Raw genomic sequence first — 21,766 nt, 5'->3', positions numbered from 1 at the left:
AATCAATTTCACTATATGTTCTGCAAAAACGTAAAAAAGCAACCTACAAGGCTGCTTTTTTAATGGTAGAGCTGGAAGCCAACTTTGACTGTGACATCAGCTAGAAGGAGTTGTTTCTCTGCGGCGACGCCGTGTAGCACAAAGGGAGCCTGCCACCGTACTTCAGTGGCAAAGCTCCTTTTCTTTTTAAGACGTATAATATCCCGCAAAACGATATGCCTGAGAAGACACGTGCTTACTTGCGGTCGCGACAGGTTAGTCGAATTTCAATTTCAAGAAATCGTTATTGCGCAGAGGCTTGTCTTTATTTTCTTGATACCATTTATTGTAGAAGTCTTCGATTTGCTTGCCGCCCGACTTCTCCCAAATGGATTTCGCTTCCGCCAGTGCCTGATCCGGCGTATATTTATCGCCGCTTACAATCGCTTTTTTCCATAGATCGTTGATCGTATCCGTATTTTTGTTAATGACGAACAGATCGGCCGGAAGCGAAGGCAGAATCGTCGCATCGTATTCGGTCGAGAACGGAAGATTCGGGTTCAAATATATTTTATCCGCCGTTTCTATAATAGTAAGGAACTCTTTCTCCTCCGGAACGTCGGGATTCAGCTTAATTTCGTATTTCTCGCATTTGCCCATCAGCGCCATCGAGCTCAACATCGCAATGTCGTTAGTCATCGCCATTTCTTTCTTGTTTTTTTCTTTATCGATCGGTTGGGCGCAGCCGTCTTTATCCGTCTGGTAATGCTGGCCCTCCATCCCGTTCTTGAGTGCATTCATCGTCGGCTTGGACACAAGGAAATCGATATATTTCATCGCGGCCTTCGGGTCCTTCGTGTTCGCATTAATAGCAGCCGTCATCTGAACCGGGAATTTGGAGTTCGGATTGAACTGACCGTACGGCCCTTTCGGAAGCTCGATCGGAATCACCTCGGCGTCCGGCACATTTTTCTTCAACGATTGGTATATGGCGAAGGTCGCAACCTGATCCGCGCCGCTGCTCTGTGCATACATGCCCAGCTTGCCGGTAATCCAGTCCTGCTTGGCCTTCTCTCCATTCTTGTCTGTCAGGAAGTCTTTATCCACCAATCCTTCAGAGAACAGCCGTTTTTTGAATGCCGCGGCCTCCCTGGCCTGTTCCCACGTCTTCTCCAGCTTTCCGTCCTTGGAAAACAGCCCCGTATTTTGAAACATGGCGTTGACTACATTTTCAGCCGTATAGCTGAGGTTAATGGCGTAAGTATCCTTGACGCCGTTGCCGTCCGGGTCCTGCTCGCGGAAAGCTTTGGCCACCGCATACAGCTCCTCTGTCGTTTTAGGGACTTCCAGATTCAGCTTCTTCAGCCAGTCTTTGCGGATAAACAGCAGGTCGTTGGTCTTCATCCCGAGCAGACGGCCGAACTGATAAATCTTGCCGTCCGGCTTCCTGCCCATTTCCTTCAATATCGGATATTGATCGGCCAGCTTCTTGTACCCCGTACTGCTGTTTTGAATCAAATCGTCCAGCGGCAGCAGCTGCTTCTGCGCGTATAAGTCGTTCATCAGGCCGGCGTCGTAATCGAACACCAGGTCGGGTGCCCCGGCCGATGCGAACAGGACGTTGAATTTCTGCTTAGACTCCGCTCTCGTAATCGGTACAAACTTCACATCGACCGGACCTTGCTCATTCAGCCATTTCGTCCAGCGGTTATTGTCCACCGTACCTTCCTCGGCGGGTACATTCCCCCTATCATATATGGAGGAGGAAATGCTTCCACGCTTGCCTTCGCCTTTGGAATCGTCGCCGCCCTTGGCCGCGTCTCCACCGCCGGCGCAGCCTACGAGCAGAACTCCTGCCCCAAGCATTACGGCAAGACTGGTATACACCGTTGTATGAATAGATGTACGTTTCATTCGTTAACCTCTCCCTTTAATATATTCTTTGTCCAATCAAGCCTTGAAGCCCCGACCGAGCTACCCCTTGATCGCGCCGATCATAACACCCTTGACGAAAAATCTTTGCAAAAACGGATATACGGCTAACATAGGGAGCAGCATGACGATTACGCCCGCGGCTTTTATCGTTTCCGGCGTAACATCCTTGATGTCGTCCGGCTGCACATTGTTGATTTCCTGTAAAATGGTCTGGCTCTGAATCATTTGCTGCACAAGCACCGCCAGATTCAGCTTGGTTGTATCCTGAATATAAATCATGAGGCTGAAAAACGAGTTCCAATAGCCGACGCCATAAAAAAGAGTCAGTGTCGCCATAACCGGCAAAGACAACGGGATAACAACTTGAACCAACAGTCTCAGCTCGCTACAGCCGTCCATTTTCGCAGCTTCGATGAGTTCTTCCGGAATATTTTCAAAAAAAGTTTTCATAATGAGCATATTGAACGTGCTGATCAATCCCGGCAGCCAAAGCGCTCCGTATGTATTCAACAGTCCCAGCGATTTGACGACAAGAAACGTCGGGATAAGTCCTCCGCTGAACAGCATCGTGAACACAATCACCAGCGTCCAGGGACGACGTGCGTAGAAATGGCTGCGGGAGAGCGGATATGCCGCCATTACGGTAAACAGCATGCTTAAGGCGACGCCCACCACGGTAATGACAACGCTGTTCCAAAATGCTCCCAGCACTCGCGTCCCGTTAAACAGCACGCCGTAGGTTTCCCATGTAAACCCGATGGGCCATAGCGTCACATCTCCCGACATGACCGCATGCGGATCGCTGAACGACAACGAAAACAGATGAATCAGCGGCACAAGACAGCTTAGACCCGCAAACGCAAGAATGGCATAGTTGCAGAAGTAGAATAGTCTTTCGCTCCTTGAAGCTTTCACTTTGGCTCCTCCTTACCATAAACTTTGATTAAACCGCCGGGCCACCCTGTTTGCCGTAAATACCAGAATGAAGCCGACAAACGATTCGAACAGCCCCATCGCCGAGGTCAGACTGAACTGCCCGCCCTGCACACCTACCCGGTAAATGTACGTGCTGATGACCTCCGCTATGTTGAGAACGCTCGCATTTTGCAGCACATAAATTTGATCGAAGCCGACTTCCAGAATCCGGCCGAGCGAAAGAATAAATACGACGACGATCGTTGAGCTGATGCCCGGCAGCGTAATGTTCCAAATTTGTCTGAACTTGCTCGAACCGTCCATGCTAGCTGCCTCGTACAACGACGGATCGATTGAACTCATCGCCGCCAAAAAAATAATGGTGCTGAAGCCCGCCTCCTTCCAGATGCCCGACCCTACGAAAATGGCGACCCAGGAAAATTCGTCATAAAGAAAACTGAACGTGGTTCCGCCCAGCTTCTGGATCATAAAATTGACCGCTCCGGACTGCTCGGCGAACAGCGCCACAACCAGCCCTCCTACAATGACCCAGGAGAAAAAATGCGGCAAATAGACTAGCGTTTGAACCGCCTTTTTAAACCACTGCTTACGCGCCTCATTCAATAAAATCGCCAGCACGATCGGAACCGGAAACCCGGCAACGATGCTGAGCAAGCTCAGCATTAGCGTATTGCGGATAATGTTCAATGTCTGCGGATTGCTGAACAAGATTTGAAAGTTTTTGAATCCTACCCAAGGGCTATGCCAAATTCCATCCGCAAAGTTATAGCTTTTGAAAGCCATCACGGCTCCGAGCATCGGAGCGTATTTGAAGATTGCGTAATAGGCCACAACGGGCACGAACATAAGTAGGAGCGGAAGGTTCTGCTTGAACCTTCGTCTTGCATTCAAACGATAAACCTCCGGCGATTGCGAATGAAGTCCCGTATCTCCTGCAGTGTTCATATGAGCTCCTTTCAATCCATGAATTGTGCGCACTCTGGATGGCCTTAACTATAGGGCTGAACGGCCTAGCGAGCAATCGTCATGTTTCATTCGATCCGCAAATTTCCGAATTCGGCAGGACAACCTGGAATATACAAAAATCCGGCAATTGATAGAATTCTGCAGTGGTCCGCTCCATACGGAAAAACCCGCTCCTCTGGCGGCGCAGCGCCATGGAACGGGTTTTCTCGGGAAAACTTATACTTTGCGGTATTCGCCGGGAGTCGTTCCGGTCGTTTTTTTAAAAGCACGGATGAAGGTCATGGCGTTGGTATATCCGACATGTAGAGCCACATCCTGAACCGGCAGCGCAGACTGCTTCAACAGCTCTTTCGCCCTGTTCAAACGGACATTCGCCAAATAATCAATGAACTTCTCGCCCATCTCGTCGCGGAACAGCTGGCTAATATATTTCCCGTTGACCTTGAAGGCATCCTCCAGATGCGACAAGGACAATTCGGGGTTATTATAATTCGCCTCGATATACTTGCGAACGCCTTGGATAAAATCGTGATGGCTGCTATGTTCCCGAGCCCGGGATAGCTTGCGCCACGTATCATCCAAAACGCCGAACACCCGCAGCTCCAGCTCCCCGATGGTTTCGAAGCTGTCGAGCAACTCGTTCAGCGCCGGAATCGCTTCCGCTTTCCACAGCTCCTGCAGCTCGGGCTGCAGCTCCATCATTTCCTTGTATAGATTGTAGAGCAAATAATTGAGCAAATGCTGGATTTCTTCGCGCTTATACAAGCCGTTGGCAATTTCCTCGAAAAATTCGTCCGCATGCTCCTTCCATTTCTCGTCGCCTACCCTGAACGCATGTGCGAGAGAGTGGACGGAATTCAAACTTTTATAAGCCACTCCCTGCTGCAGCGGAGTATGCCCGCGTTCGATCACCCGGCCGGTGCCCAGCATCGTCTTATAGCTCAGCGCTTCCAATGCGGACTGATAGCTCTGTACGATATCCGACGGCTCCTCCATCGTGAAGCCGATACCGATGGTAACCGTAAAATCAAGATGTTCCCGCACCCAGCCGATCACCTGACTGCACAAGCCAGAGACCGGATCGTCGGATTCGAATTCCTCCCGGTACTGCAGCAGCACCCCGAGTCGGTGTCCCGATGTCCATTCCGCCCACGGGGTTAGACCATGCGTTTCCCCCAGTTCATGGATCACGCTACTGAGCACAAATCTGAGCAAATATTGATCCCTCGTCGAATAAGTTTGGCAAAAATCCGGGTACTTGTCGATTTCCAGCACGGCCAATCCGATCCGTCCGCCGTGGTGCGGCAGTTGAAGACGCTCCATCTCCAGCTGCCATTGCTCGCGGGAGTACACCCGGTTGCCTTCGACAAGATCTGTAAAAAATAGCCGCCTCTTATAAAGCAGCCCCTCCTCGGAGCCTTGCCGGAGCTCATTGGCCTGCTCGATCAGCATGTCGATTGCATGCTCGATGAATTTGAGCGCATCCTTACCGAATTCGCTCCAAATCAGCTGGTTTTTCTTCTTGGAATACGAATTCAGTCTGCTCAATATCGATTCGATCGGCCGATAGTTTCGCCGGGTGATGAAAACAATCCAGAACGCACCGGCGATAAAGAACAGGACGGCGACGATAAGGGCCGTATTGTAGACCGCATTGCCCGCTTCGTACCAGTTGCCGTTAATGAGACCCGTATGAATCGTAAAGCCGCTGTACTCCGACGTAAGCCGTATCAACTCAACGCCGCTCTTCACCTCGGGTGTGTCCAGCAGCATTTGCCCGTCCATACCGCTAATTTCGGCATAGCTGACGTTCGCATTCGACATTTCCATGACCAGCTCGTGCAGCTTTTTCGTTTTGACATTGACGACAAAGACCGTTTCTACCCCAGTGCGCATCGGGATTTTCCGCAAGAGGGTAATGACGGGCACGGCAGCGTCCGACCCCGGTATTTCCTTGTAGATGCGCTTGGACGTCCACGGATGCTCGTGCATCGCGTGATATTCTGGCCTGGCCGCCTCCATCGCAAACGCCCCGTCCCCGAACTGCTCAACCGGACGAATAAAATTGTCTGAGAAGACCTTGCGCTCCTCCGGACGGAAGATGTAGATCGAATCGATCAGCGAGCTGCTGTTGTGCATCCGCTTGATTTCATTGGTCACTTCGTATTCGACAAAATGGTCATTCATCGAAGGTGCGTCGTAAATAAACTGGCTCAGCTTATGATTGTTGTACATTTCGTTGACGAGCATTTTTTCGATATTTTGCAAATCATAATCAATCGCCTGCAGCACATGCTTGGCAAATACCTCGTTGGCACTGCGGGCCGAAGCTTTGGACTGGTGGTTCAGCATATAGGCCATCAATAACGAAAGCAAAATAAATATGATAAAAAAAACCGGGAGATAATACAACAACTGGCGGTATAACCATGGTTTTTTCATAGGCTCCTCGTCATAACATAATATAAGGTGGATCGCGAAGCTGCGGCTGAAGACGTTCCTCTCATTCCATGAGAGGTCGCCACCATGCGTTTCCACCAGATCATACACTTACTTGCCATTTTATGACACGACAAGGACAGTCCGCAACCATGGAAATGGGAAACTATCATTTTTTCTTCCAGTTCATCATCGATTTCAGGAAAACAAGCTCGTTGCATGAACATCGAACGGCGGTGCAAGACACGCGCACCTTCCCGATCCGGAATAAAAATTCCATATCATGATAGTTATCCATCATTTCCGATGTGGTGAAATGACCTGATGCAACTGCAGGCGGCAAGTTGAAGGGTGGCTATTTCGATAACAAATTAATGGAGGATTTTATTGCTGATAGCGACGATGCCTACATGAGGAGTTAATTAAATGGAAAAATTCACTAGAGTTCATCGTTTGAGGTTTTTCTATAGAAAAAAATGATGGCCCTGCCGATAAAAAAGCAAAATCCACAACCGGATGAGGTTGTGGATTTTGTTTTATGGAGACGAGGGGAGTCGAACCCCTGTCCGAAGATAACGCCACACAGGCATCTACGGGTGTAGTCACAGTTTTGATGTCACCCTAGAAGCGCCCCGTAACCGGCTCTCCTTCGGGTCAGCCTGATTGTCTTCTTCAGCTCACCGCAGGCGGAGATGAGACAGCGTATCCCACTAAGGTTGAGCCCCTATCCCGGCACATGGGCGATGCAGGGTAGAAGCCGCATCACAGGTTATTAAGCTGCGAAAGCGAGTTGTTGTTGTTGTTTGCCATTTAATAGGCGTTAGCGTTGATAAAGCGGACGCTCCCCACTACCCGCAACCCATGCTCGAACTATCCCCGTCGAATCCAAGAACGTCCCCGCATAGGAGGGGCCCGCTAAGGCCCCAAAAGATAAACCACAAGGTTACAATGAAAAACTTACCAGCCCGATCTGATCCTCAGATCGTACTGTCTGGCTTTGGCAATGGTAAAACAAGTTGCTGACTTGCGCCTAGGCTGACTTCCTTCGGCGCTCTATTAGTATAACACAAGTCTGCAAGAAATACAGGCCGACTTGTTGGAAACCTCACCAATATCCGGCTTACCGTGCGACCTTCTGCTTCTCGCGGAGCGCGCGTTGTATATCCCGCTGCGCATCACGCTTCGCATCGCTCTCACGCTTGTCATACTGCTTCTTTCCTCGGCCGAGGCCGATCAGAAGCTTGGCATATCCGTTACGGATATAGACCTTCAACGGAACGAGCGTGTAGCCGTCACGCTTGACGTGGCCGATCAGCTTGGCAATCTGCACCTTCTTCAGCAGAAGCTTGCGCGCTCGGGTCGGATCACTGGGGTTGTGACGATTGCCCTGCTCGAAGGGACTGATATGCATGTTATGTATGAAGGCTTCGCCGTTCCGGATCGTAGCGAACGCATCGCCGATATTGGACCTTCCCAGACGCAGAGACTTGATCTCCGTTCCTGTCAGTACCAACCCGCATTCATATGTATCTTCGATAAAATAATCATGCGACGCTTTCTTGTTCTGCGCCAGCAGCTTACCGTCGCTCTTCTTGGTCATGGGCACCCTAGCTCCTTCCCTTTAAGCCTAATCAATCTAATAACATAGGGATGGAATTGATTGTACCAACTCCATCCCCGGAAATCAAGCATTTAGCGCTTGACGGTCTTCTTGCGCTTCTTCTTGGCAAAGCCGATGCCCGGCCCGCTCCCGCCCGCTGCGCCGGACGAGCGGCTGCCGCGTTTGCCGCCGGCTTCGCTGCCGCCGCTGCGGCCGACGGCCTCCAGCGCGCGGGACTTCGCGGCTGCTGCGCCTTTGCCGCGGCCACCGCCGCTGCGCTTGCCCGTGCCGCCGGAGCCTGCGGCCGCGCCTTCGCCTCCGCGGCCAACGCCTGGCGCCGGCGCAGCGTCACCGCTACGGGCGCTGCGCTCGGCCCCGGCACGCTCGCTGCTGGCTGCGCGCTCACTGCGGCCCGGACGGCCTCCGCCGCCGCTTTTCCCCGCAGTCCGGCCGCCACGGCCGCCGGATGCGCTGCGCCCGCCGCCGAAGCCGCCGCGTGCGCCAGGGCCGCCCTTGCGCTTATCCTTGCGCACAGCGGTCAAAGCATCTACGAGGCTGATTTTCTTCTGCCTCGGCTTCATATCGACCAGACCGAAGTCCACGGTCTTCTCGTCCATGTTAACCCGCGACACACGCACCCGGACTTCGTCACCTAGCCGGTATATCTTCGAAGTCCGCTCGCCGATCAGCGCATGCTGGGCTTCATGGTAATGATAGTAGTCATCGGACATATCCGAGAGACGGATCAGGCCCTCGACGGTATTGTCCAGCTCGATGAAGATGCCAAAGCTCGTCACGCTGCTGATCATGCCGTCGAATTCCTCGCCGACCTTATCCAGCATGAATTCCGCTTTCTTCAGGGCTTCCGTCTCGCGCTCTGCATCGACCGCCACGCGTTCACGCTCGGACGACTGCCGCGCGATGTCCTCCATCCGGGAGGACAGATATTCATGCCGCTTGTCAGTCAGTGCCCCGCCACTCTCCAGCACCTCGCGGATCACCCGGTGAATGATCAAATCGGGGTACCGGCGGATAGGAGATGTAAAGTGCGAGTAATACTCCGCTGCCAGACCGTAGTGACCCATGCTGTTCGCGTCATAGCGCGCCTGCTTCATCGAGCGGAGCATGACGGTGCTGATGACCGTTTCTTCCTTCGTGCCCTTAATCTCCTCCAGCAGCGTCTGCAGCGCGCGTGGATGGATCGTATTGCCTTTGCCCCGGACCACATAACCAAAGTTCGTGATGAACTCCATGAAATGCTGCAGCTTCTCGCCGTCCGGGTCTTCGTGAATCCGGTATAGGAATGGTACCTTCAGCCAGTAGAAATGCTCCGCCACCGTCTCGTTGGCCGCCAGCATGAACTCCTCGATGATCATCTCCGCGATAGTCCGGTCGCGCTTGATAATGTCCGTCGGCTTGCCTTCGGCATCCACGAGAATCTTAGACTCTTGGAAGTCGAAATCAATCGCTCCGCGCCTCATCCGTCTGCCGCGAAGCTTATTGGCCAGCTCCTGCATTAAGCGGAAGTCGTCCATCAGGTAGCCATACTTCTCCAGCAGCTCCGGCTCAGGCTCTTCCTCGGTCAGCAGCGTCCGGACGTTCTTGTACGTCATCCGCTCGCTGGTCCGGATCACACTGGTGAAGATATCGTGGCGGACAACATTCGCATTCTCATCAAACTCCATCTCACAGGACATCGTCAGCCGGTCCACCTGCGGATTCAGCGAGCAGATGCCGTTAGACAGCCGGTGAGGAAGCATCGGTATTACCCGATCTACCAGGTACACGCTGCAGCCACGGTTATACGCCTCCTGGTCGAGTGTAGAGCCTTCCCGAACATAGTAGCTAACGTCCGCGATGTGAACGCCCAGCACGTAGTTTCCGTTCTCCAGACGCTCGACATTGACGGCATCGTCCAGATCCTTGGCATCCTCACCATCAATCGTTACAATGCGCTTGTTGCGCAAATCCCGCCGCCCCTGGCTGCGGATCTCTTCCTCCGAGATCGATTCCGGCGCATCTGTGGCTTCTGCCATCACATCATCCGGGAACGTCTCCGGCAAGCCATGCTTGCGGATGATGGAGAGAATATCGATGCCGGGATCGTTGCGGTGCCCCAGTATTTCAATAACCTCGCCTTGGGCTGCAGCTCGTCCTTCCGGATACGTCACGATATTCACGACGACCTTATGCCCGTCCATGGCACCGTTAAACGCTTCCTTAGGTATAAATATATCCCGGACCACCCGCTTGTCATCCGGCACCACGAAGGCATAATCCTCATGAGCCTGAAAAAGTCCGACGATCCGCGTATTGCTCCGGCTGACGACGCGTACGACCTCGCCTTCCATTCTTCCGCCGGAGGCCCCCTTCGAGTTGACCCGTACGAGGACAATATCTCCGTTCATGGCCGTTCCCATGTCGTTGGCATGAATATACACGTCCGGCAGTTCACGATCCTCCGGAATCAAGAACCCGAACCCCTTGGCATGTGCCTGGAGTCGGCCGCGCAGCAGATTCATCCGCTCCGGTATGCCATACCGGTCATTGCGGGTCCGCAGGACAAGCCCTTCATTCTCCAGATCATTCAGCAGCTTGAGAAATTCCTTGAAGGCCAACGCGTCCTCCAGCTCGAATTGCTGCTCCAGCTCCTGATAAGTCATCGGCTTATAAGCCGTTTCTTTCATAAAATCAAGCAGTATATCTTTTGTCACCATTTGCGAGTCACCCCTTGTCTTTCTATCTTATGCAGCAGGTTTCGGGAGGCGCCTGTTCCCCTGTCCCTTATAGGTCAAGCATTCCCCAAAAAACCTCATATTCTACCTAAATACCCGATTCAACATCACATCAAGCAATAATCTGCCGTTCAGGAGCATTTCGGACTCCTAACGTGCTATCTATGTAAACTGAAGGCTTGCCGGTACGTAACCCCGGGGAGCGATCTGACCTGCCCCGCTCAGCTTAGAAGCCCGCTATACGTTCCGATTGGATAAAAAAACAGCAGGAGTAATATTCCCCCTGCTGTCGCTTTTTATGTTTAGACGGATCTGACAAAGTAAGCTACGATAATCGTCAGTACAAAGAAAATGACAGCGAGTGCCATTGTCAAACGCTGGAGGAACAATTCCATCCCGCGCGCCTTTTGCTTACCGAACAAGTGCTCCGCACCCCCGGAGATGGCACCGGATAACCCAGCGCTCTTGCCTGGTTGCAGCAACACCGCCAAAATTAATCCAATAGACGCAATCACCAAAACAATTTTCAGTGCAATTTCCATCTTCACACCTCCTACGAGCAGCGATCCATCGAACTTGTCCGTTAATAGACAGCATGCATAGTATAGCACAAAAAAAGCCTGCTGACAAATCCTGTTTGGACTGCCAGCATGCCTTTTATAAAATTAATTTTCCTTAGACACCAGACCCCGTACGGTCAAATTTCGCAGCTGGGCTCGACTTGCGCTCCACGCTCGATTTCCTCCCTCGCATGAAAGCCTTGAGCGCCTGAGCAGCACACCAAAGTGAGAATAAGGTAAACAGCAGCGCCCAACCGATGGCCGGCACCGGAGTTACCGAAGCGAGATTGCTGGCATCTCCAGCCTTCGTGGCATCCTGCCAAGCGTACAATAGCAGCGAGAACGGACCGAAGACCGATTCCTCCAGCGTCAGAAACGCCAGCAGCAGGTAGTACACATCGCGCAGCCAGCGCGGTGCGAGCGCCAGCATCATAATCGTCAGCGCGAGGAAGCCCAGCAGCCAGATGATCCCTGTCTGATTGCGGACGAACAGGATCAGTGATAGGCCCGCCACTACCGTCATAAGCTGCAGTCCTAGACGCTCCTTGCCCGCTGCACGCAGCTGGAACAGCAGCAGCGCGAACAGCGAGGCGATCATATAGCCCGCCAGCGAGATCGGGATCAGGCTCCACCGGCTCGACACCTGGGAGTACGTCACTCCGCTGTGGTTGGCGTACAGCTCGATATACATCACCTTGCCCGACAGCAGCAGCGTTACCAGTGCATGACCGAATTCGTGGATCATCGTGTCGAGGCTGCGGAAGTAATCGCTGAAGGGAACCAGATGTGTAAGAAAAGCCGATATACCCAGAAACAGCACGGTCTTTATCAGATTACCCATAGGATTCCCTCCGGGGGTTGTCAGGTGGAAACGCCTGTAGGTCAAAAGACTAAACTTTGCCGATAACCGGCTCCAAGTCGCTATATGCGCCTCCGGCCTTTGTTAAAATCGGATGACTGGATTCGAATAAACTGTGGATGTCATCCGATTTTAAAGGCGGCACGTAAACTCTCCGGCCCATATGCGACTTTCCGCCTCCCAGCTTAAGTCTACTTTTTACCAACCGCGTTTCACCTGACGGTTTATTGTATAAAAGACCCTCGCCGGCAGGCGCTGGCGAGGGATAGGGTACAACTATAATTGATAACTGATTACTTGAAGTTCTTGAGGTTGTAGAACGCCGATTTGCCAGCGTATTGAGCAACTTGACCCAGTTGATCCTCGATGCGGAGCAATTGGTTGTACTTCGCTACGCGGTCCGTACGGGACGGAGCACCGGTTTTGATTTGGCCAGCATTGGTAGCTGCAGCGATGTCAGCGATCGTGCTGTCTTCGCTCTCACCGGAACGGTGGGAGATAACAGCCGTGTAGCCTGCACGCTTAGCCATTTCGATCGCGTCGAACGTTTCGGTCAGGGTACCGATTTGGTTCACTTTGATCAGGATGGAGTTTGCGATGTCTTGGTCGATACCTTGGGACAGGCGCTCCGTATTCGTTACGAACAGGTCATCACCAACCAGTTGAACCTTGGAGCCGAGCTTGTCAGTCAGCAGCTTCCAGCCATCCCAGTCGTCTTCGGAGCAGCCGTCTTCGATCGTGATGATCGGATACTTGTCAACCCAAGCTGCCAGGAAGTCAACCCACTCAGCGGAAGTGAAGGATTTGCCTTCGCCTTCGAGGTGGTACTTGCCATCCTTGAAGAACTCGGTGGACGCTACGTCCATACCCAGGAACACGTCTACGCCTGGCTTGTAGCCTGCGCGCTCGATCGCGACGATGATCGTTTGGATCGCTTCTTCGTTGGAGCCCAGGTTCGGTGCGAAGCCGCCTTCGTCGCCGACAGCCGTGTTCAGGCCTTTTTCCTTCAGAACGTTCTTGAGGCTGTGGAAGATCTCAGCGCCTGCGCGAACAGCTTCTTTGAAGGTAGGAACGCCAACCGGCAGAACCATGAACTCTTGCACGTCTACGTTGTTGTCCGCATGCGCGCCGCCGTTGATGATGTTCATCATCGGAACTGGCAGCACCTTGGCATTGAATCCGCCGAGGTACGTGTACAGCGGAACATCCAGAGCTTCAGCTGCTGCGCGGGCAACCGCCATCGATACCGCGAGGATTGCGTTCGCGCCGAGCTTGCCTTTGTTAGCTGTGCCGTCGAGCTGGATCATGCGTTGGTCGATGCCGACTTGGTCCAGAGCGTTCATGCCGATGACTTCAGGAGCGATGATATCGTTCACGTTCTCAACGGCCTTCAGGACGCCTTTGCCGAGGTAACGGGATTTGTCTCCGTCGCGAAGCTCTACAGCTTCGTGTGCGCCTGTGGATGCGCCGGATGGTACGATAGCGCGGCCGCGAGCGCCGGATTCCAGGTGAACTTCCACTTCTACCGTTGGGTTACCGCGGGAGTCAAGTACTTCGCGAGCGTATACGTTAGAGATAATCGTCATGATTCGAGAACACTCCTTATTCTTTGTTTTAATCAAGTCATTTCTTTCCGGGCTCATGCCCGGACGAGCTTTAGACGCGTGGTTCAGCAAGCGTCGTTCCGGTCATTTCTTCCGGCTTGTTGAGGCCGAGCACCGACAGAATCGTCGGAGCGATATCAGCCAGAATACCATCGTTTCTTAGTGTAACATGACTGTCGGTCATAATGAAAGGGACCGGGTTGGTCGTATGTGCAGTATTTCTAGAACCGTCCGGATTCGTGACCACATCCGCATTACCATGGTCCGCTGTGATCAGTGCAACGCCGCCCTTGGCGAGAATCGCATCGACCACTTGACCGAGGCAGTTGTCCGTTGCTTCGATCGCTTCGATCGTCGGCTGCAGCAGGCCGGAGTGACCGACCATGTCGGGATTCGCGAAGTTCAAGATGATGACATCCTGACGTTCCGCTTCGATCTCGGCGACAGCAGCAGCAGCTACTTCATAAGCGCTCATCTCAGGCTTCAAGTCGTAGGTTGCTACGGCCGGCGACTTGATCAGAATGCGTGTTTCGCCAGGCAGTTCGACATCGCGTCCGCCGCTGAAGAAGAACGTAACATGCGGATACTTCTCTGTCTCAGCGATACGAAGCTGCTTCAGGTTGTTCTGAACGAGCACCTCGCCAAGCGTGTTGTCCAGGTTCTTCGGCTTGTATGCGACATAGCCGCCTACCGTCTCGCTGAACAGCGTCAGACACACATAGTACAGCTCGGACGGAGCCTTGTCCCCACGGTCGAAGCCTTGGAAATCGCTGTTCGTGAACACTTGAGACAATTGAATCGCACGGTCAGGACGGAAGTTGAAGAATATGACCGAATCCCCGGAATCGACCAGCCCTACAGGCGTTCCGTCCGGCTTCACGATCACCGTCGGCATGACGAATTCGTCGAAAACCGAGCGGGTATATGATTCAGTGATAGCCTTCATCGGATCTTCGAACGTTGGGCCGTCGCCGTATACCATCGCACGGTACGACTTCTCTACACGTTCCCAGCGCTTGTCGCGGTCCATCGCATAATAGCGGCCTTGTACGGTGGCGATGCGTCCGACGCCCACTTCGGCGATCTTCGCAAGCAATTGCTCCATATACTTGGCGGCGCTATCCGGCGCTACGTCCCGTCCATCCAGGAAAGCATGGATGTAAACGTCCTCGAACTGCTCCTTCTTACACACCTCAAGCAGGGCGAACAAATGAGAGATGTGGCTGTGTACGCCGCCATCGGACAGCAGACCGTACAGATGCAGCTTCTTGCCGTTATCCTTCGCATGACGGATTGCTCCGAGAATCGTCTCGTTGTCGAAGAATTCTCCGTCGCGAATCGACTTGGAGATTCTCGTCAGGTCCTGATACACAATCCGGCCAGCACCGATGTTCAGATGGCCCACTTCCGAGTTGCCCATCTGGCCTTCCGGAAGACCGACGGCTTCGCCGCAAGCGGTTAGCGTCGTGTGAGGGAACTGGTTCCAATATTTATCGTAATTCGGCTTTTTCGCTTGAGCTACGGCATTGCCTTGCACGTCGCCGCGCAGGCCGAAGCCGTCCAAGATAATGAGCGCTACCGGTTTCGGTCTCGTCGCCATCTTACTTAGCTCCTTCCACCAGCGCGATGTAAGAAGCCGGCTCCAAGCTAGCGCCGCCTACAAGCGCACCGTCGATATCCGCTTCGCCGAGGTATTCGGCGATGTTGTTCGGCTTCACGCTGCCGCCGTACTGGATACGAACAGCATTCGCTGTGTCTGCGCCGTACAGGCCTGCGACGATGCCGCGAATGTAGCCGATGACGTCTTGAGCGTCAGCAGCCGTGGAAGACTTGCCCGTTCCGATCGCCCAGATAGGCTCGTACGCGATCACGACTTGTGCCGCTTGCTCGGCGCTCAGACCGGCAAAAGCCGCTTCTGTTTGCACCTTGCACACGTCCTTCGTTTGACCCGCTTCGCGCTCTTCGAGCTTCTCGCCCACACACAGGATCGGCGTCAGATCGTGCTTGAATGCCGCCAGCACCTTCTTGTTCACGATCTCGTCGGACTCTGCGAAGTAAGCGCGGCGCTCGGAGTGCCCGATGATGACATACTCCACGCCCAGCTCCTTCAGCATCACGCCGCTGATCTCGCCTGTGAACGCGCCGTTGTCTTCAAAATGAAGGTTTTGTGCGCCGATCTTCAGCGTCGTGCCCTTCACCGCTTCAACCAAAGCAGGCAGGTTCGTGAATGGAGCGCAGATGACGCTCTCCACGCCGTCTACTTCTGCTTTGCCTTTAACCTCGTTGATGAAAGCCGTCGCTTCGCTAACGGTTTTGAACATTTTCCAGTTGCCCGCGATAATAGGTTTACGCATATGGATAACCCCTCTTTTCCGTCCTAGTCGTCCCTTAAGCCCAGCCGAGGCCGGGCTATAAGAAGACGCTTCGCTTGATCCGATCCGTTACAGTACAGACTACTTATCGTTCAGGGCTACGACGCCAGGAAGCGCCTTGCCTTCCATGAATTCGAGAGACGCTCCCCCACCGGTGGAGATGTGGTCCATCTTGTCGGCGAGGTGGAACTTCTCAGCTGCTGCCGCAGAGTCGCCGCCGCCGATAACCGTGTAAGCGGAAGTCGTCGAGCAAGCTTCAGCAACGGCACGTGTGCCGTGGGAGAATGGCTCGATTTCGAATACGCCCATCGGTCCGTTCCAGACAACCAGCTTGGATTCTGCGATAACCTTCGCATACTTCTCGCGAGTCTTCGGTCCGATGTCGATACCTTCCCAGTCAGCCGGGATTTCGTTGATCGGCACAATCTTGGTGTTCGCGGTAGGGCTGAAATCGTCGGTTACCACGATATCTTCAGGCAGCAAGAAGTTAACGCCTTTCTCCTTCGCCTTGTTGATGAAGCTCAGTGCCAGGTCGATCTTCTCGTTATCCACGAGCGATTTGCCGATTTCGTTGCCCAGAGCTTTCAGGAACGTATAGGACAGTCCGCCGCCGATGATGATGTTGTCAGCCAGGTTCAGCAGGTTTTCGATCACATCGATCTTGTCCTTAACCTTAGCACCGCCAACGATCGCCGTGAAAGGACGCTCTGGGTTGTTCAGCGCTTTGCCAAGTACGTCCAGTTCTTTCTCCATCAGCAGACCGGATACGGCTGGCAGGTGGTGCGCGATGCCTTCCGTGGAAGCATGAGCGCGGTGAGCAGCGCCGAATGCGTCGTTGACATACAGATCAGCCAGCTCGGCAAAGGATTTCGCCAGCTCGGCATCGTTTTTCTCTTCGCCCGCATAGAAGCGCACGTTCTCAAGCAACAGCACATCGCCTTCGTTCAATGCAGCGATTTGTGCTTTGACAGCTTCGCCGATTGCTTCGTCGGCTTTAACTACCGGCTTGCCGAGCAGCTCGGACAAGCGAACAGCCGCAGGCGTCAGACGCAGCTCTTCGACGACTTCGCCCTTAGGACGGCCCAGATGGCTCGCCAGGATGACTTTCGCTCCGCGCTCCGTTAAGTATTGGATGGTTGGCAGTGTCTCGCGAATCCGCGTATCATCCGTAATTTGTCCGTTCTCCAAAGGTACGTTGAAATCCACCCGTACAAATACCCGTTTCCCGCTAACCTCGACGTCACGTACGCTTTTTTTACTCATATCCGTGGCCTCCCGAACTGTTCTTAGGTTTTCTCTCGATCCGATCCGAATGCTAGCTAGCTATATCTCAAGGTCCGTACATAAAAATTGTGGTCATGATCTGCGTCACGCCCAAAAGCGCAGCCCGGCCAAGCCGAACACCCGGACGCCGCCTTATTCAGACGACGCCTCTGAGGATGCCCGGATAGCCGGACGCACTTCTATGACTTGAGTTTCAGTTCATCACCACAATGAGGTTGTTGCTTACAGGCCTTTGGACGCGATGAAGCTTACGAGGTCTACAACGCGGTTGGAGTAGCCCCACTCGTTGTCGTACCAGGAAACAACCTTCACCAGGTTATCGCCGACAAGCATCGTCGACAGTGCATCGATCGTGGAGGAAGCTGCGTTGCCGTTGTAGTCGCTGGATACGAGCGGCTCTTCGGAGTAGCCCAGGATGCCTTTCAGCGGGCCTTCAGCTGCTTCTTTCAGGGCTGCGTTGACTTCGTCAACCGTTACGTTTTGCTTCAGCTCAGCAACCAGGTCCGTTACGGAAACGTTAGGCGTAGGAACACGCAGGGAGAAGCCGTTCAGCTTGCCTTTCAGCTCAGGCAGTACCAGGGAAACAGCTTTCGCTGCGCCTGTTGTCGAAGGAATGATGTTCTCGGCAGCAGCGCGAGCACGACGCAGGTCCTTGTGAGGAACGTCCAGAACGGATTGGTCGTTCGTGTAGGAGTGAACAGTCGTCATCAGGCCTTTTTCGATACCGAACTTGTCGTTCAATACTTTAGCGAAAGGCGCCAAGCAGTTGGTTGTGCAAGAAGCGTTGGAGATGATTGTATGTGCAGCTGGATCGTATTTGTCTTCGTTAACGCCCAGTACGATTGTGATATCTTCGTTTGTTGCAGGTGCGGAGATGATAACCTTCTTAGCGCCGCCCTTCAGGTGAAGCTCAGCTTTTTCTTTGGAAGTGAAGATACCTGTGGATTCAACCACGATTTCAGCACCAGCTTCTGCCCAAGGGAGGTTTTCCGGATTGCGCTCGGCGAATACTTTAACCGTTTTGCCGTCCACGATCAGTGCGCCTTCAGTCGATTCGACTTTAGCATCGAGCACGCCATGCGTCGTGTCGTATTTCAGCAGGTGAGCCAGTGTTTTCACGTCTGTCAGGTCGTTGATTGCAACAACTTCGACATTCGGGTTGTTCAGCGCTGCGCGGAATACGTTACGACCGATACGACCAAATCCGTTAATACCAATTTTCGTTGCCATGAGAGGTTTCCTCCTAAGAATGGTTTGTATATAGTCAAGACGGGGGTTAGCCCGTCAAGATGACAAAAGCTGTACAATCTCGGCAGCCGCAGCCTCATCAGTGACCAGTACGTCCTCGTGCCCGTACCGGAGCACAGCCAGAATCGCTTCGCCCTTACCCCGGCCTCCGGCGATGCCGATGACCGTGTCCATATCGTGAATGTCCTCGATGCGCAAGCCTACCGTTGGCATCTTGTGCAAGATACGCCCGCTGCGGTCAAAGTAATATCCGAACGCCTCAGCCAAAGCGCCTTCGCGCTGCAGACTTGCCGTCGTCTCGGGATCGACCTTCCGCCGTCTAGCCATCACCATAGCATCTCCCATGCCATGTACGACCATTCTCGCTTTGCGGATGAAATGGAACACTTCCGTAATATGATCATCCTGCAGCAGCGACTGGTACGCCTCATCGTTCAGATGATCGGGTACATGCAGCAGCCGGTAACGCCCGCCTGCCTTCTTCGCCATCGTTGCCGCGATCGTGTTCGCCTGAAGATCCACGCTCTCGCCCAATCCGCCGCGTGCCGGTACGAACCAGCAGCTCTTCATGGAAGCCGTAGCGTTCAGCTGATTGGCGACCTCAGCCATCGTAGATCCTCCCGTGACGGCGATGACCTCTTCTTCCTTAACCAGCTTTCTCATCACCGAAGCGCCTGCGCGCCCCAGCTCCTTCTTCGTATGCGGAGAAGCCTCCGAATCCCCGGGCACGATCACAACCTGCTTGAGGCCAAATCTGGAGCGTATGCGCTCCTCCCAGTCGGTAAGCCCGAACAAGTCCTTCACCAGTGGTTCGATCTGCTCCAGCAGAAGTCTGCCGTCCTCGGTAATCCGCATCCCCGAAGCATCGATCTGAAGCAATCCCTGCTCCTTGAGGAATTCAACCTCGCCACGCAGCACGCGCTCCGTGGATCCGATCGAAGCAGCCAGCGTCCGGCGGCCGACAACACCCGACACAAGAATATGCTGAAGAACCGTATAGCGCTTCTTCATCGAGTCGAGCAAATCCGGCACCAGTAGCTTTTGGATGTCTAGCATATCCCGCATGGCATTCACATCTCTTCCACATTGGGACTCATTTCGTCCCGGTGATACTTTTTCGGTCCCACACACTTCGAAAAAAGTGCTAAGCTCATCACTTAGCTGATTTCATTATAGATCAAAGCCGGTTCAAGATCAAGACGTAAAACCCCCTTGCATTATTAGAAAAGATGAGGTACAATAACTTCTGCTGTCACTGTTGCTTGTCTGCAAGTACAGCTTCATATGCGCCCGTGGTCCAATGGATATGACGTAGGCCTCCGGAGCCTGAGATTAAGGTTCGATTCCTTACGGGCGCGCCATTTATACAAACCAACAATCAGTCCTGATCTTCATGAAGACTGATTTTTTTATGTCTTCGTTTGACCTTCCTTGACCTTAGTTTGAATTTCCGTTATGATGGGTATAGCTTGATATTGAGGTTTTATTAAAGGAGGCTGCAGCTCATGAGTTTTATTCCAATGGTTGTCGAACCTGATGCAAGAGGAGAACGCGCATACGATATTTACTCGCGGCTCTTGAAGGACCGGATTATTTTTCTCGGTAGCGGAATCAACGACGTTGTAGCCAACTCGATCATTGCGCAATTGTTGTTCTTGACCGCACAGGATCCGGATAAAGACATCAGTATCTATATCAACAGCCCCGGCGGCTCCATCACGTCCGGCATGGCGATTTATGATACCATGCAGTTCATCAAGCCGGATGTTTCGACGATCTGCGTCGGTATGGCCGCTTCGATGGGAGCCTTCCTGCTCGCCGCAGGCGCCAAAGGCAAGCGTTATGCCCTGCCTAACAGCGAGGTTATGATCCACCAGCCGCTCGGCGGTGCCGAAGGCCAGGCCAGCGATATCGAGATCCGCGCTAGACGCATTCTCAAGATGCGTGACAAGCTGAACACGATCCTCGCCGAGCGTACAGGCCAGTCGTTCGAGAAAATCGAGCGCGATACCGACCGCGACAACTTCATGTCCGCTGCCGAAGCGCAAACGTACGGCCTGATCGACAAGGTCATCGAGCGCATCTAATTCGTCAAACGGTGTACAGCGAGTGCTAGAGCAGGAAGCCCTGACCGGCTCCCTCCCCATAAGGGGAGGACCGGTCAGGGCTTTTTTTTGCCCGCAGGCGTCACGGCCCTACTAGTAGCCCCCGCCCCGAAGCTGGGAGCGTCCGCTGAGACGCTATGGCGCTCCGGAAGCCGTCGTAAATTCAAAGGTATGACTGCGCCGTCCTGCATCTACTATCACTTGAACCCGGCTTCCCGGCGCGAAGCCGCCTTCGGGCTCGAACGTCATACCGGAAGGACCCCCGCCTGTCATCCCCGGAACTACTCGCTCTGGCTGCTCCACGTAGCGGATTCTCATGCCCATGGAACTGTGCGTCCCTGAGAATACCACGTTTACCTGGGCATTCAGCGGGACATCGACCGCTCCATGCTCCGGATAGGTGAAGGCCACCCAGCGGCTGCTCTGATACAGCTCCCAGCCCCACCAGCCTCCGGCAATCGCCAGTAGCAATGCCACAAATTGGGCAAGCTGCTTTCCAGGGAGCTTTAGGCCCTTGCGCAACCGTCCTGACAAGGCGACGATCGCGGACACGATCGTGCCTGCAGCGAGCGCAGTTAACCACAGATGGAGACCCATCCCGATCACGAAGCCTGCTCGCTCTGAGGGCATCCACTCTCCGGTAAATACACCACCGTACAGCAGCCAGCTGAAAAGTGCGGGAACCTGCGCTAGCCCAATTACCAGCATACCTACAATGCCGACGAGCAGCAGCCATCTTCTCACACCCTCGGGGCTCCGCATATATGCGAGCCTCCCCGTAAGGGCTAATGCACCACCAGAGATGGCGCTCAGGCCCCAAATCCGAATCTCCGCCTCCTGTACCTGCCCCAGGATATACCAGGGCAAGGACGGAACGTACAGAATTCCGACGACAAGTAAGCTCCAGCCCGTCCAAGCCATCCATCTGCTTGGATCCAGCCATCGACCAGCCTCCATCCTAATCACCACCCTTCCCATTTAAATCCTAATTATCCAAACGTTTTACTTTCAGGAAAGTTGCGCATTTCACAATGACGGATGAATGACGAACGCATGATGGAAGGAAAGCTGCAGGAAGGCACCCGCCTAAGACCGTACAGATCAAGAAAAAAGCCCCCAAGCTCTGCTCACGCAGATCTTGGGG

Annotated in this window: 16 protein-coding genes, 1 tRNA gene and 1 other RNA gene; 2 read left to right on the top strand and 16 right to left on the bottom strand. The window is 53.6% G+C overall.

The genetic code is table 11. The annotated features are described in order from the left end of the window. Nucleotides 1-255: 255 nt before the first annotated feature. The 15 genes from WMW72_RS32355 to WMW72_RS32285 form a co-directional block, all read right to left on the bottom strand. Nucleotides 256-1,893, bottom strand: coding sequence for an extracellular solute-binding protein (locus WMW72_RS32355; RefSeq protein ID WP_341419719.1), 1,638 nt, complete (start codon nt 1,891-1,893; stop codon nt 256-258). A 60-nt stretch (nt 1,894-1,953) separates the two neighbouring features. Further along, nucleotides 1,954-2,829, bottom strand: coding sequence for a carbohydrate ABC transporter permease (locus WMW72_RS32350; protein WP_341419718.1), 876 nt, complete (start codon nt 2,827-2,829; stop codon nt 1,954-1,956). A gap of 12 nt (nt 2,830-2,841) precedes the next feature. Beyond that, complete coding sequence (locus WMW72_RS32345) at nt 2,842-3,696, bottom strand: ABC transporter permease (RefSeq protein WP_341419746.1); 855 nt, start codon at nt 3,694-3,696, stop codon at nt 2,842-2,844. 336 nt (nt 3,697-4,032) lie between these two features. Continuing rightward, a complete protein-coding gene (locus WMW72_RS32340; protein ID WP_341419717.1) occupies nt 4,033-6,258 on the bottom strand; it encodes a helix-turn-helix domain-containing protein in 2,226 nt (741 codons plus the stop codon). A gap of 533 nt (nt 6,259-6,791) precedes the next feature. Further along, nucleotides 6,792-7,154: a transfer-messenger RNA gene (ssrA, locus tag WMW72_RS32335) on the bottom strand. A gap of 221 nt (nt 7,155-7,375) precedes the next feature. Then, on the bottom strand, nt 7,376-7,855 hold the full coding sequence (smpB, locus tag WMW72_RS32330) for an SsrA-binding protein SmpB (protein WP_341419716.1): 480 nt from the start codon (nt 7,853-7,855) through the stop codon (nt 7,376-7,378). Nucleotides 7,856-7,947: 92 nt separating this feature from the next. Further along, the gene (gene rnr, locus WMW72_RS32325) at nt 7,948-10,572 is read right to left on the bottom strand and encodes a ribonuclease R (RefSeq protein ID WP_341419715.1); all 2,625 of its coding nucleotides are present in this window, start codon (nt 10,570-10,572) and stop codon (nt 7,948-7,950) included. Nucleotides 10,573-10,892: 320 nt separating this feature from the next. Beyond that, on the bottom strand, nt 10,893-11,132 hold the full coding sequence (gene secG / locus WMW72_RS32320; RefSeq protein ID WP_341419714.1) for a preprotein translocase subunit SecG: 240 nt from the start codon (nt 11,130-11,132) through the stop codon (nt 10,893-10,895). Between the two features lie 133 nt (nt 11,133-11,265). After that, nucleotides 11,266-11,991, bottom strand: coding sequence for a M50 family metallopeptidase (locus WMW72_RS32315; RefSeq protein WP_341419713.1), 726 nt, complete (start codon nt 11,989-11,991; stop codon nt 11,266-11,268). 311 nt (nt 11,992-12,302) lie between these two features. Further along, complete coding sequence (gene eno, locus WMW72_RS32310; RefSeq protein WP_341419712.1) at nt 12,303-13,595, bottom strand: phosphopyruvate hydratase; 1,293 nt, start codon at nt 13,593-13,595, stop codon at nt 12,303-12,305. A gap of 70 nt (nt 13,596-13,665) precedes the next feature. After that, entirely contained in the window at nt 13,666-15,213 is a 1,548-nt protein-coding gene (gpmI, locus tag WMW72_RS32305; protein ID WP_341419711.1) for a 2,3-bisphosphoglycerate-independent phosphoglycerate mutase, read from the bottom strand. Nucleotide 15,214: 1 nt separating this feature from the next. Continuing rightward, complete coding sequence (tpiA, locus tag WMW72_RS32300) at nt 15,215-15,967, bottom strand: triose-phosphate isomerase (RefSeq protein WP_341419710.1); 753 nt, start codon at nt 15,965-15,967, stop codon at nt 15,215-15,217. Nucleotides 15,968-16,066: 99 nt separating this feature from the next. After that, nucleotides 16,067-17,248, bottom strand: a complete 1,182-nt coding sequence (locus tag WMW72_RS32295) for a phosphoglycerate kinase (protein ID WP_341419709.1) — start codon at nt 17,246-17,248, stop codon at nt 16,067-16,069. Nucleotides 17,249-17,491: 243 nt separating this feature from the next. Beyond that, nucleotides 17,492-18,499, bottom strand: a complete 1,008-nt coding sequence (gene gap / locus WMW72_RS32290; protein ID WP_341419708.1) for a type I glyceraldehyde-3-phosphate dehydrogenase — start codon at nt 18,497-18,499, stop codon at nt 17,492-17,494. Nucleotides 18,500-18,553: 54 nt separating this feature from the next. Next, on the bottom strand, nt 18,554-19,582 hold the full coding sequence (locus WMW72_RS32285; protein ID WP_341419707.1) for a sugar-binding transcriptional regulator: 1,029 nt from the start codon (nt 19,580-19,582) through the stop codon (nt 18,554-18,556). A gap of 221 nt (nt 19,583-19,803) precedes the next feature. Between WMW72_RS32285 and WMW72_RS32280 the strand changes: the two genes are divergently transcribed. Together WMW72_RS32280 and clpP are read left to right on the top strand one after the other, a co-directional pair. Further along, nucleotides 19,804-19,878 (top strand) — tRNA-Arg (locus WMW72_RS32280). 144 nt (nt 19,879-20,022) lie between these two features. Beyond that, nucleotides 20,023-20,604: an ATP-dependent Clp endopeptidase proteolytic subunit ClpP gene (gene clpP / locus WMW72_RS32275; protein ID WP_341419706.1), complete on the top strand. Its 582-nt coding sequence runs from the start codon at nt 20,023-20,025 to the stop codon at nt 20,602-20,604. Between the two features lie 153 nt (nt 20,605-20,757). Here the strand turns inward: clpP and WMW72_RS32270 are convergent, their stop codons facing one another. Further along, the gene (locus WMW72_RS32270) at nt 20,758-21,543 is read right to left on the bottom strand and encodes an Ig-like domain-containing domain (protein ID WP_341419705.1); all 786 of its coding nucleotides are present in this window, start codon (nt 21,541-21,543) and stop codon (nt 20,758-20,760) included. Nucleotides 21,544-21,766 lie beyond the last annotated feature (223 nt).

It is taken from the genome of Paenibacillus filicis (assembly GCF_038070315.1).
GTDB lineage: Bacteria > Bacillota > Bacilli > Paenibacillales > NBRC-103111 > Paenibacillus_G > Paenibacillus_G filicis.
Note: the sequence above shows the minus strand (reverse complement) of the source record. Positions and strands in the feature narration are given on the sequence as shown.

Coding starts and splice junctions, on each gene's coding strand:
- WMW72_RS32355 (WP_341419719.1), bottom strand. CDS start 1,893: ATGAAACGTACATCTATTCATACAACGGTGTATACCAGTCTTGCCGTA.
- WMW72_RS32345 (WP_341419746.1), bottom strand. CDS start 3,696: ATGTTCGTGCCCGTTGTGGCCTATTACGCAATCTTCAAATACGCTCCG.
- WMW72_RS32340 (WP_341419717.1), bottom strand. CDS start 6,258: ATGAAAAAACCATGGTTATACCGCCAGTTGTTGTATTATCTCCCGGTT.
- smpB (WP_341419716.1), bottom strand. CDS start 7,855: ATGACCAAGAAGAGCGACGGTAAGCTGCTGGCGCAGAACAAGAAAGCG.
- rnr (WP_341419715.1), bottom strand. CDS start 10,572: ATGGTGACAAAAGATATACTGCTTGATTTTATGAAAGAAACGGCTTAT.
- secG (WP_341419714.1), bottom strand. CDS start 11,132: ATGGAAATTGCACTGAAAATTGTTTTGGTGATTGCGTCTATTGGATTA.
- WMW72_RS32315 (WP_341419713.1), bottom strand. CDS start 11,991: ATGGGTAATCTGATAAAGACCGTGCTGTTTCTGGGTATATCGGCTTTT.
- eno (WP_341419712.1), bottom strand. CDS start 13,595: ATGACGATTATCTCTAACGTATACGCTCGCGAAGTACTTGACTCCCGC.
- gpmI (WP_341419711.1), bottom strand. CDS start 15,213: ATGGCGACGAGACCGAAACCGGTAGCGCTCATTATCTTGGACGGCTTC.
- tpiA (WP_341419710.1), bottom strand. CDS start 15,967: ATGCGTAAACCTATTATCGCGGGCAACTGGAAAATGTTCAAAACCGTT.
- WMW72_RS32295 (WP_341419709.1), bottom strand. CDS start 17,248: ATGAGTAAAAAAAGCGTACGTGACGTCGAGGTTAGCGGGAAACGGGTA.
- gap (WP_341419708.1), bottom strand. CDS start 18,499: ATGGCAACGAAAATTGGTATTAACGGATTTGGTCGTATCGGTCGTAAC.
- WMW72_RS32285 (WP_341419707.1), bottom strand. CDS start 19,582: ATGCGGGATATGCTAGACATCCAAAAGCTACTGGTGCCGGATTTGCTC.
- clpP (WP_341419706.1), top strand. CDS start 20,023: ATGAGTTTTATTCCAATGGTTGTCGAACCTGATGCAAGAGGAGAACGC.
- WMW72_RS32270 (WP_341419705.1), bottom strand. CDS start 21,543: ATGGCTTGGACGGGCTGGAGCTTACTTGTCGTCGGAATTCTGTACGTT.